Here is a 10,208-nt window from a genome sequence, read left to right as displayed (position 1 = left end):
CAGGGGAGTGGGGTTGGATGCAGTATTTGTGAGCGCCCCAGGTTGGAGGTGGGGGTGGGCTTGCTCGCGGGGGTACATTCAGTCCTGATGCAAGCTGACCCGCGGCTTTCGCGAGCAAGCCCGCTCCCACAGAGAGAGTGGGGGCAGGAGGTCTCTCGCCCTGAACGCAGGCACCGCGTTGTGCCATGTTGATCGCATTGGGCTTTTGGGGGGCTGCTGCGCAGCCCAGCGGGGATAAATCCCCTCGCCACAATGAGTTTCCCTACAACAATGAATTCCCCCTCCACAATGAATCGGCACGGCTTAACTGAGCGGCATGCCCGCGGAAGTGCTATTTACGCTTGAGCATCTCCGGCAACTGCGCCACCAGCTTTTGATTATTCAGCGGCGCCCGGATGAATCCACGCTGGGTACCGTCCGGGCCAATCACCGCGAGGTTGCCGCTGTGGTCGACGGTGTAGTTGGGTTTGCTGGTGTCCGCTGGGATGAACGGGATGCTCACCGCATTCGCCAGTTTCTGCAGGTCTTCGACGGATGAAGCGGTCAGGCCTTTGAATTGCGGGTCGAAGTAACCCAGGTACTGCTTGAGTTGCTTGGGCGTGTCGCGGTTCGGGTCGACGCTGACCAGTACGATCTGCAACTTATCCACAGCCTCGGGCGGCAGTTCGCTTTTGATCTGGCGCAGTTGGGCGAGGGTGGTCGGGCAGATGTCCGGGCAGAAGGTGTAGCCGAAGAACAGCAGGCTCCATTTGCCTTTCAACCCGTCCATCGCCACGGGCTGGCCGTCCTGGTCGGTCATTTTCACGTCCGGCAGGGTGCGGCTCTGGGGCAGCAGGATGATGCCGGCGTCGATCAGCGCGGTCGGGTCGCCCTGGCCTTTGCCGGACAGCACCTTGTTGATGGTCAGGCCGAGGATCACTGCGATCACGGCCGCGAGGATGAAGACGGTTTTCTGGGTTCGAGTCATAGGCTCAACAGTAAGTAATGATCTACAAGCAGGGCGATGAACAGCAGGAACAAGTACCAGATAGAGTACTTGAAGGTGTTGATCGCCGCGTGCGGCCGACTGCCACGGTACAACACCACGGCCCATTGCAGGAACCTGGCACCCAGTACCAGGGCACAAATCAGGTACAGCATCCCGCTCATCTGGATCACGAACGGCATCAGGCTCACCGCCAGCAGCACCAGGGTGTACAGCAGGATATGGATCTTGGTGTAGTGCTCGCCGTGGGTCACCGGCAGCATCGGGATGTCGGCCTTGGCGTATTCCTCCTTGCGGTGAATCGCCAGGGCCCAGAAGTGTGGTGGGGTCCAGGCGAAGATGATCAGCACCAGCAGCAGCGGTTCAGCGCTGACATGACCGGTGGCCGCGACCCAGCCCAGCAGCGGTGGTGCCGCGCCAGCCAGGCCGCCGATGACGATGTTCTGCGGCGTCGCCCGTTTCAGGAAACCGGTATACACCACCGCATAGCCGAGCAACGAGGCCAGGGTCAGCCAGGCCGTCAGCGGGTTGGTGAACGCCAGCAGCATGGCCTGGCCGGCCACGGCCAGGGCCAGGGCGAAGGTCAGGGCGGCGGCCGGCGAGACTCGGCCCTCGGCCAATGGCCGTTTGTGGGTGCGGGCCATCACCGCGTCGATGCGCCGGTCCACCACATGGTTGACCGCCGCAGCGCCGCCGGCACACAGGGCGATGCCCAGGTTGCCAAACACCAGCACCGTCCACGGCACGCCGGCACGGGTGGCGAGGAACATGCCGACCAGCGAGGTGATCAGCATCAGCACCACCACTTTGGGCTTGGTCAGCTCCAGGTAATCGCGCCAGATCGCTTGGCTGTGGCGTTCACCGGTCAAGGTTGCCATGGCATCTCTCCTTTTATTGTTATGGGGCTGGCGCGGTGTTTAGGCGGGTTGAACCGCCAGCGCAGCGGGACTTGATGCTTGACCCGGACCAGGCTGGTACGGGCGTGATAGTTGACCAGCACCAGGGTCAGCAACAGTGCCGCGCCCCCGGCGTTGTGGGCGACGGCCACCGGCAACGGCAGATGGAACAGCACGTTGCTGATGCCCAGGGTGATCTGCGCCGCCAGTGCGGCCAGCACCAGGCCGGCCAAGCGGGTCATGCCGACGCTCTTCAATTGCCAGGCCAGCCCCAGCAGCACCACGGTCACCAGCAAGGCGCCGATGCGGTGGGTCAGGTGGATGGCGGTGCGGGCGTCGCTGTCCAGTTGCCCGCCCAGGTAGTTGGGGCCGATGTGCTGGGTCAGGTGGAAGCCGTTGGCGAAATCGGCCGGTGGCAGCCATTGGCCGTGGCAGGTGGGGAAATCGATACAGGCCACCGCCGCGTAATTGGAGCTGACCCAACCGCCGAGGGCGATCTGGCCGATCACCAGCAGCAGCCCGGCCGTGGCCCAGTGTTGCAGGCGCTTGGGCACGGTCAGCGCCGGCAACACCCCGGACAAGCGCAAAGTGAGCAGGAACAGCAGGCTCAACGTCGCGAAGCCGCCGAGCAAATGCCCGGTCACCACTTGCGGCCACAGCTTGAGGGTGACGGTCCACATGCCGAACGCCGCCTGGGCGAACACCACGGCCAGCAGGAACAGCGGCAGTTTCAACGGCAGGCCGGGGTGACGGCGGTTCATCCAGGCCCGGGCGGCCAGCACGGTAATCATCAGCCCCAGGGCCCCGGCAAAGTAGCGATGGACCATCTCGTTCCAGCCTTTGTGGGCTTCCACTGGGGTGTCGGGGAAATGCAGCTCGGCATGGGCCAGTTGGGCTTCGCTCTTGGGCACGCTGATGAACCCGTAGCAGCCGGGCCAGTCCGGGCAGCCGAGGCCGGCGTGGGTCAGCCGGGTGTAGGCGCCCAGCAAGACGACGATCAGTGCCAGCAGCGTGGCAAACAGCGCGAGGCGAAATCCAGGTTTGGCCATGTCGATGCCCTCATCCGATGTTCGACAGTTTCAGCAGGTGGCGCAGGTCGTTGAGCAGGTCCTTGCCCTTGACCCGGGCGTCGTAGCGCAGCACCAGGTTGCTGTGGGGATCGATGATCCACAGCTGGGCGCCGCCGGAGCCTTGGGCGCCTTTCTGATACGCCGGCAGGTCCAGTGGGTAGCGTTGCAGTTGCGGGTATTCACGCTGCAGTTGGGCGTCGTACTCGGCATCGAGCGGTTGTGCGATCGCCAGGGCATGACTGGCGCGGCCGGCTTCACGGCCGAGGCCGATCTGGACTTGCCGGGCCAGGTACACCAGTTGTCGGCAATCCACCGAGCATTCCTGCGGTGCGGTGACCAGGATCTGCCAGCGCTGCTCATCGGCCTGCACGCCAATCTCGGCGCGGGTCTGGCCGGTGCCGATCAGTTCGCCGTGGTAGCTGCGGCTGTCGGGCACCCAGAACTGGAATTTGTACATGCCGGTGGCGAGGATCATCGGGCCGATCACGCCGAGCACGATCAGCAGCAATTGCACGCGGCCCTTGCGCCGGTTGGGCGCTACGGGGGCCTCAGACGTGTTGGTTGGATTCATGGTGCTTCCCATGGTGTCTCCCTGCGTTGTGCCATCCGAGATAAAGGAACAGGCCGAACAGTGCCGCCGCCATGGCGAACCACTGCACGGCATAGCCGAGGTGTTTTTCCGGGCCCATGGCGACCACCGGCCAATCGGTCCGGTAGGCGCCGGGGCCGCTTTGTTGGCGCAATTGATAGGCGAAGCCGTTGCGGCCGAGATCAGCCCAGAGCTTGTCCGGCTCAATGGCGGTGACCAGTCGCGGCCAGGGCGCACCGGCCGGGTCGGCGTGGAGCTGGAAGGTGGCGCCGGGTGCGACGTAGACCCAGGCCTGGAGGCTCACCGGTTGCTCCGGCGTGTTGAAGGCCGGCGGAGTGCGCCGGTCCGGCCAGGGCAGCCAGCCGCGATTGACCAGCAGCCACAGCCCGGTGCGGTGGTCGAGGAACGGTTGCAGCAACTCGACGCCGACCTTGCCGTCGTGTTGGCGGTTATCCAGCAGGATGCTGTGCTCGGCGTCGAACTGGCCCTGCAGCGTGACCGGGCGAAAGGCCGGATCGCTGGTGTGCGCCAGCTCGGTGCTGTCCATCGGCGGTGCCACGCGGCGCTCGGCGTAAGTGTCCATGAGCACGCGCTTCTGTTCGCCCCGGCTCAATTGCCAGAACCCCAGGCACACCATCACCGGCACCAGCACGGCCACCACCAATGACGGCACGATGCCTGGCCGGAAACCTTTCATGGCGCCGTCCGAAAGCCGTCGAACGGGATAGCTATACTCACGTGCATCGCGTCCCCCCGGAGTGTCCCTAATGCTCAAAGCAGCCATCGTCCTGATGCTGATTGCCACGATTGCCAGCCTGTTCAGCGGCCTGTTTTTTCTGGTCAAGGACGACAGCAGTTCCAATCGCCTGGTCATCGCCCTGGCGATCCGAGTCAGCCTGGCCGCCGCCACCGTCGGCTTGATTGCCTGGGGTTTCTTCAGCGGCCAGTTGGTGTCGCATGCTCCTTGGTAAAGAGCCGCCCTGATAACGGTTGCGTCAGAGGATGTAGACGAAGATGAACAAGCCGATCCACACCACATCGACGAAGTGCCAGTACCAGCTCGCCGCCTCGAAGCCGAACTGATGCTCGTTGTCGAAATGCCCGCGCATGATGCGCATCAGCATCACAAACAGGATGATCGTGCCCATGGTGACGTGGGCGCCGTGGAACCCGGTGAGCATGAAGAACGTCGCGCCGTAGATCCCCGAGCCCAACGTCAGGCCCAGCTCTTTATAGGCGTGGATGTATTCCTCGGCCTGGAAGCCGAGGAAGGCGCAACCCAGCAGCACGGTGATCGCCAGCCAGATTTTCAACGCGCCGCGATGGCCTTTTTTCAGGGCATGGTGGGCGATGGTCACGGTGACGCTGGAACTGACCAGCAGGATGGTATTGAGCAGCGGTAAGCCCCAGGGGCTGATCACATCCTTGGGCGGTGGGAATAGCTTGGGATCGGGGTTGTTCAGCAGCGGCCAGACGTATTCGAAGTTCGGCCAGAGCATCTCCGACAAGCCCTTGCTGCCTTCACCGCCCAACCCCGGCGCCGAGATCGTGCGCACGTAGAACAGGGCACCGAAGAAGGCGATGAAGAACATCACTTCGGAGAAGATGAACCAGCTCATGCCCCAGCGGAACGAGCGGTCGAGCTGGGCGCTGTACAGCCCGGCGCGGCTTTCCTTGATCACCGCGCCGAACCAGCCGAACAGCATGTAGGCCACCAGCAGGCCGCCGACGAAAAAGATCAGCGGGCCGTGGGAATCCGGGCGCGCCGCCTTCAGGTCGTTGAACCAGGTCGCCAGGCCATACACCGTGACGAACATCCCGACCGTGGCGATGATCGGCCATTTGCTCTGGGCCGGAACGTAATAGTGTTCGTGAGTTGCCATTTATTGTTCTCCTTATCGGGCACGCTATCGGTCAGTGTTTAGAGCCACCGGTGGATGACGAGCGGTGATGTCGAACAGCGTGTAGGACAGCGTCAGGTGCTTCACTTCCTTGGGCATGTCCCGGTCGACGATGAAGCGCATGGGCATTTCGATGCGTTCGCCGGGTTGCAGCACTTGCTGGGTAAAACAAAAACATTCGGTCTTGTGGAAATACGCCGCCGCGTTGCTCGGCGAGATACTCGGCACCGCCTGGGCGCTCATCGGCCGGTCGGTGGGGTTGTGGGCGACGAACACCATCTCGTTGACCGCCCCGGGCTTGACCACCAGCTCATCGCCCTTGGGGTAGAAGTCCCAGACCATGTCCACCGAATTGGTCGACAGGAACTGCACGCGCACCTGGCGGGATTCATCGACGACCTGCTCGCCTTCGTACTGCCCGCCGGTCTTGCCGTTGATGCCGAACGCCTTGCACATCACGTCGTAGATCGGCACCAGGGCAAACCCGAAGATGAACATGGCCACCACCACCAGCAGCAGGCGGGTGACCAGTTTCTTCATCGAAATCGAATCAGCCATGGCTCCTGCCTCTTGCACCGAGCCCTGTGGGAGCGAGCCTGCTCGCGATGCAGGCGACGCGGTGTGCCTGATCTACCGCTATCGCGAGCAGGCTCGCTCCCACAGAAGCTAAAGTGTTCATTTCACTTCCGGCGGCGTAGTGAAGGTGTGATACGGCGCCGGTGAAGGCACGCTCCACTCCAACCCTTCGGCCCCATCCCACGGCTTGGCCGGTGCCGGCTCGCCGCCACGGATGGTCTTGATCACGATGAACAGGAAGAAGATCTGCGTGGTGCCGAACATGAATGCGCCGATGGACGAGACCATGTTGAAGTCGGCGAACTGCAGGTTGTAGTCGGGAATCCGCCGGGGCATGCCCGCCAGGCCGACGAAGTGCATCGGGAAGAACGCCAGGTTCATCCCCACGAACGACAGCCAGAAGTGCAGCTTGCCGAGGGTTTCGTCGTACATGTGGCCGGTCCACTTCGGCAGCCAGTAGTAGGCCGAGGCGAAGATCCCGAAGATCGCGCCGGGCACCAGCACGTAGTGGAAGTGCGCGACCACGAAGTAGGTGTCCTGGTACTGGAAGTCCGCCGGGGCGATGGCCAGCATCAGCCCGGAGAAACCGCCGATGGAAAACAGGATCACGAACGCCACGGCAAACAGCATCGGTGTCTCGAAGGTCAGCGAGCCTTGCCACATGGTGCTGGCCCAGTTGAACACCTTCACCCCGGTGGGCACGGCGATCAGCAGGGTGGCGTACATGAAGAACAGTTCGCCCACCAGCGGGATGCCGACCACGAACATGTGGTGCGCCCAGACGATGAACGACAGGAACGCAATGGCGGCCGTGGCGTAGACCATCGAGGTGTAGCCAAACAACGGCTTGCGCGAGAACGCCGGGATGATCGAGCTGACGGCACCGAAGGCTGGCAGGATCATGATGTACACCTCGGGGTGGCCGAAGAACCAGAACACGTGCTGGAACAGCACCGGGTCACCGCCGCCGGCGGCACTGAAGAAGCTGGTGCCGAAGTGGATGTCCATCAGCATCATCGTCACGCAGCCGGCCAGCACCGGCATCACTGCGATCAGCAGGAACGCGGTGATCAGCCAGGTCCAGACGAACAGCGGCATTTTCATCAGGGTCATGCCGGGGGCGCGCAGGTTGAGGATGGTGGCGATCACGTTGATCGCGCCCATGATCGAACTGATGCCCATCAGGTGGATGGCAAAGATGAAGAACGTCACGCTTTCCGGCGCGTAGGTGGTGGACAGCGGCGCATAGAAGGTCCAGCCGAAGTTCGGCCCGCCTCCAGGGGTGAACAGCGTCGAGACCAGCAGCAGGAACGCCGCCGGCAATAGCCAGAAGCTGAAGTTGTTCATGCGCGGCAGGGCCATGTCCGGCGCGCCGATCATCAGCGGGATCATCCAGTTGGCCAGGCCGACGAACGCCGGCATGACTGCGCCGAAGACCATCACCAGGCCATGCATGGTGGTCATCTGGTTGAAGAATTCCGGCTGCACGATCTGCAGGCCGGGCTGGAACAGCTCGGCGCGGATCACCATGGCGAACGAGCCGCCCAACAGGAACATGGAGAAGGCGAACCACAGGTACAGCGTGCCGATATCCTTGTGGTTGGTGGTCAGTACCCAGCGCATCAGGCCCTTGGCGGGGCCGTGGGCGTGGTCGGCATGACCGTGGTCATCGATCACAGCACTCATGTCCTGTCTCCTTCGAACGAGTGGGCTGGGCGGCCCGGGGCGGTGAGCCCGGAACGGTTGCGAGAACGATCGTCAGGCCGGCTCATTGGCTTTCTGCCTGTTTGAGTTCCAGCACTTCTTTAGGCGTCACCATGTCGCCCTTGTTGTTGCCCCAGGCGTTGCGTTCATAGGTCACGACCGCGGCGATATCGACTTCCGACAACTGTTTGCCGAACGCGGCCATGGAGGTGCCGGGTTTGCCGTGGAAGACAATGCCCAGGTGATCCTTGATCGGCCCGGTGGCGATTTTCGAGCCCTTGAGTGCCGGGAACATCGGTGGCAAGCCCTGGCCTTCGGCCTGGTGACAGGCCACGCACGTGGTGTGGTAGACCTTGTCGCCACGCTCGATGAGTTCTTCGCGCGTCCATTCCTTACTGGTCAGCTCCTTGAGCTGAGCGGCTTCGGCCTTGCGTTCGCCCAGCCATTTTTCGTAGTCGGGTTTGCTCTTGACCTCCACCACGATCGGCATGAAGCCGTGGTCCTTGCCGCACAGCTCGGCGCATTGGCCGCGGTACAGGCCGGGCTTGTCGACACGGGTCCAGGCTTCGTTGACGAAGCCTGGGATCGCATCGCGCTTGACCGCGAAGGCCGGCACCCACCAGGAGTGGATCACGTCGGCGGAGGTCACCAAAAAGCGCACCTTGGCATCGACCGGCAGCACCAGCGGCTTGTCGACCTCCAGCAGGTAATGCTCGCCCTTGGCGCTCTGGTTATGGATTTGTTCGGCGGGGGTCGCCAGGTTGCTGAAGAACTCGACGTCCTGGCCCAGGTACTTGTAGTGCCACTTCCATTGATAGCCGGTGACCTGGATATCGATGTCCGACTCGCTGGAGTCGTACATCTTGATCAGGGTGGCGGTGGCAGGAATCGCCATCAGCACCAGGATCAGTAAGGGCACGATGGTCCAGAGAATTTCGACGCGGGTGTTTTCGTGGAAATGCGCGGCATTCTGGCCGGTTGAGCGGCGGTGCATGATCATCGACCAGAACATGGCGCCGAAGACGATGATGCCGATGACCACACAGATCCAGAAAATGGTCATGTGCAGGTCGAACACTGCATTGCTGATCTGTGTCGCTCCAGGCGCCATATTCACAGTCCAGGCCGCTTGCGCCTGGCTGAAAATCGACCACAACAGGAGGCCCATCCATACGTGTGGATGTCGCGTCATTGCGGGTTCCCCTTATCGTTCTTGTTATCCCGTAGGCGTAAAGCCTGCGGCAAGGGATCGGCTATTCAGACTGCTTAATTGACTCGCCGCGCCTTGCTGCACATGCAATCGGGTGTCATCAGCTAACTCCATTCCAACCCGAGTATAGACAGCACCTGCAACCTCGCAACGCGATGGCGTAAATCGTTTGAAACAGCCGGGGCTTGCGCTAGAGCCCACGAATGGAGAAGGATGCGAACCTGAGTGATGGCAAACCGATATAACTGTGCTGTAGCAAGGAAGGGGCGGTTATGAAAATTAGGTCTTAGGAGTGTTTTTGCGCCAGCTAAGTTATGTCTTCCCTATTTCATTGCCTTTGTTTCCTGGAGTTTTCATGAACACCGCCGCATTGCGCGAGCAGATCCAAAAAGCCCAACAACATGAAGCCGAGACCGGCCAATTGACCCGCCAGCTGGAGGCCCAGTTACCGCATCTGCATGCCGCGATCCAATTGCCAGACATCGACGCGAAGGGCGTCATGACGCGTTTTGTCACCGCTTACATCGAACAAGTGCCGGACCTGCTGGACGCCGCCAACGAGGTGGCTCGCGAAGCCGGTATCGAATCGCAGATCAAGCCGGTGCTGAAAATCGCCGAACAGTTTTTTCTCCAGCCACCGAAGTTGATGGAAGGCCACGTTGGCCTGGACAGCCTGTTGGACGAAGCCTACCTGGCCCACCGGCTGGTGGAGGAGGTCAATGATCTGTATATCAAGCACTTCAGCCAGCCGCTGATTCCGCTGGACATGACGGTCGCCAACCTGATCGCTCACCATTTGATCGGCGAACCGTTCGCCAACCAGCTGGATGAAGCCGTGCACCATGCCGTGGACGAAATGCTCGACGAAGATAGCTTTGCGCTGGAGTCGGTGGAGTCTTACCGGGAGAAACTCGGCAGCCCGGACACGGGCGCAGCGTGGAAGCGCTGGCCGTGCCTGTCGCGCCAGCTGGGCGTTGGGCTGGAGCTGGATCAGCCGGCGGCTTGATCCATCACGACAACATGAAGCTTTTGTGGGAGCGGGCTTGCTCGCGAAGGCGGAGTGTCAGGCAGCCTATTAGCTAACTGATTCACCGCCTTCGCGAGCAAGCCCGCTCCCACATTGGATCTGTGGTGTTCATAAAATAGGTGTTGTAGTGGTCAACTAATCCCGGACACGACGTTAAGATTTTCCTCGGCCCGCGCTGGCGCCAACCCATCGTTGAATTGGTGAGGCCGAATCCAGTTGTAGCGATGCATCAAAAAATGGCTGATATCGC

At 61.9% G+C, this 10,208-nt stretch carries 11 protein-coding genes; 2 read left to right on the top strand and 9 right to left on the bottom strand.

Translation table 11 applies throughout. From position 1 onward, the window contains the following. Nucleotides 1-331: 331 nt before the first annotated feature. The 5 genes from B0E42_RS27180 to B0E42_RS27160 are packed head-to-tail and all read right to left on the bottom strand — an operon-like array spanning nt 332 to nt 4,237. Nucleotides 332-967 carry an SCO family protein gene (locus B0E42_RS27180; RefSeq protein WP_077508480.1) on the bottom strand — a complete coding sequence of 212 codons (636 nt, stop codon included), beginning with the start codon at nt 965-967 and terminating at the stop codon, nt 332-334. After that, nucleotides 964-1,863: a heme o synthase gene (gene cyoE / locus B0E42_RS27175; RefSeq protein WP_018600879.1), complete on the bottom strand. Its 900-nt coding sequence runs from the start codon at nt 1,861-1,863 to the stop codon at nt 964-966. Before cyoE ends, B0E42_RS27180 begins: the two co-directional genes overlap by 4 nt. Beyond that, nucleotides 1,851-2,930, bottom strand: coding sequence for a heme A synthase (locus B0E42_RS27170; RefSeq protein WP_018600877.1), 1,080 nt, complete (start codon nt 2,928-2,930; stop codon nt 1,851-1,853). Before B0E42_RS27170 ends, cyoE begins: the two co-directional genes overlap by 13 nt. A gap of 10 nt (nt 2,931-2,940) precedes the next feature. Further along, nucleotides 2,941-3,534 (bottom strand): hypothetical protein, encoded by a 594-nt coding sequence (locus B0E42_RS27165; RefSeq protein WP_033062353.1) that lies wholly within the window; start codon nt 3,532-3,534, stop codon nt 2,941-2,943. After that, nucleotides 3,500-4,237 carry an SURF1 family protein gene (locus B0E42_RS27160; RefSeq protein ID WP_077508478.1) on the bottom strand — a complete coding sequence of 246 codons (738 nt, stop codon included), beginning with the start codon at nt 4,235-4,237 and terminating at the stop codon, nt 3,500-3,502. Before B0E42_RS27160 ends, B0E42_RS27165 begins: the two co-directional genes overlap by 35 nt. A 70-nt stretch (nt 4,238-4,307) precedes the next feature. Here B0E42_RS27160 and B0E42_RS27155 point away from each other — a divergent pair, with 70 nt between their 5' ends. Further along, the gene (locus B0E42_RS27155; protein ID WP_014335867.1) at nt 4,308-4,511 is read left to right on the top strand and encodes a twin transmembrane helix small protein; all 204 of its coding nucleotides are present in this window, start codon (nt 4,308-4,310) and stop codon (nt 4,509-4,511) included. Between the two features lie 24 nt (nt 4,512-4,535). On the opposite strand, the gene B0E42_RS27150 is transcribed toward B0E42_RS27155, so the two are convergent. The 4 genes from B0E42_RS27150 to coxB form a co-directional block, all read right to left on the bottom strand. Next, a complete protein-coding gene (locus B0E42_RS27150) occupies nt 4,536-5,423 on the bottom strand; it encodes a cytochrome c oxidase subunit 3 (protein ID WP_024617701.1) in 888 nt (295 codons plus the stop codon). Between the two features lie 24 nt (nt 5,424-5,447). Next, nucleotides 5,448-5,999, bottom strand: a complete 552-nt coding sequence (locus tag B0E42_RS27145; protein WP_014335869.1) for a cytochrome c oxidase assembly protein — start codon at nt 5,997-5,999, stop codon at nt 5,448-5,450. 117 nt (nt 6,000-6,116) lie between these two features. Beyond that, nucleotides 6,117-7,703, bottom strand: coding sequence for a cytochrome c oxidase subunit I (ctaD, locus tag B0E42_RS27140; RefSeq protein WP_014335870.1), 1,587 nt, complete (start codon nt 7,701-7,703; stop codon nt 6,117-6,119). 82 nt (nt 7,704-7,785) lie between these two features. After that, nucleotides 7,786-8,913, bottom strand: coding sequence for a cytochrome c oxidase subunit II (coxB, locus tag B0E42_RS27135; RefSeq protein WP_018600866.1), 1,128 nt, complete (start codon nt 8,911-8,913; stop codon nt 7,786-7,788). A gap of 373 nt (nt 8,914-9,286) precedes the next feature. Here coxB and B0E42_RS27130 point away from each other — a divergent pair, with 373 nt between their 5' ends. Beyond that, entirely contained in the window at nt 9,287-9,937 is a 651-nt protein-coding gene (locus B0E42_RS27130; protein WP_014335872.1) for a hypothetical protein, read from the top strand. Nucleotides 9,938-10,208 lie beyond the last annotated feature (271 nt).

This window comes from Pseudomonas sp. A25(2017) (assembly GCF_002001065.1).
GTDB lineage: Bacteria > Pseudomonadota > Gammaproteobacteria > Pseudomonadales > Pseudomonadaceae > Aquipseudomonas > Aquipseudomonas kilonensis.
Note: the sequence above shows the minus strand (reverse complement) of the source record. Positions and strands in the feature narration are given on the sequence as shown.

Coding starts and splice junctions, on each gene's coding strand:
- cyoE (WP_018600879.1), bottom strand. CDS start 1,863: ATGGCAACCTTGACCGGTGAACGCCACAGCCAAGCGATCTGGCGCGAT.
- B0E42_RS27145 (WP_014335869.1), bottom strand. CDS start 5,999: ATGGCTGATTCGATTTCGATGAAGAAACTGGTCACCCGCCTGCTGCTG.
- ctaD (WP_014335870.1), bottom strand. CDS start 7,703: ATGAGTGCTGTGATCGATGACCACGGTCATGCCGACCACGCCCACGGC.
- B0E42_RS27155 (WP_014335867.1), top strand. CDS start 4,308: ATGCTCAAAGCAGCCATCGTCCTGATGCTGATTGCCACGATTGCCAGC.
- B0E42_RS27180 (WP_077508480.1), bottom strand. CDS start 967: ATGACTCGAACCCAGAAAACCGTCTTCATCCTCGCGGCCGTGATCGCA.
- coxB (WP_018600866.1), bottom strand. CDS start 8,913: ATGACGCGACATCCACACGTATGGATGGGCCTCCTGTTGTGGTCGATT.
- B0E42_RS27130 (WP_014335872.1), top strand. CDS start 9,287: ATGAACACCGCCGCATTGCGCGAGCAGATCCAAAAAGCCCAACAACAT.
- B0E42_RS27165 (WP_033062353.1), bottom strand. CDS start 3,534: ATGGGAAGCACCATGAATCCAACCAACACGTCTGAGGCCCCCGTAGCG.
- B0E42_RS27150 (WP_024617701.1), bottom strand. CDS start 5,423: ATGGCAACTCACGAACACTATTACGTTCCGGCCCAGAGCAAATGGCCG.
- B0E42_RS27160 (WP_077508478.1), bottom strand. CDS start 4,237: ATGAAAGGTTTCCGGCCAGGCATCGTGCCGTCATTGGTGGTGGCCGTG.
- B0E42_RS27170 (WP_018600877.1), bottom strand. CDS start 2,930: ATGGCCAAACCTGGATTTCGCCTCGCGCTGTTTGCCACGCTGCTGGCA.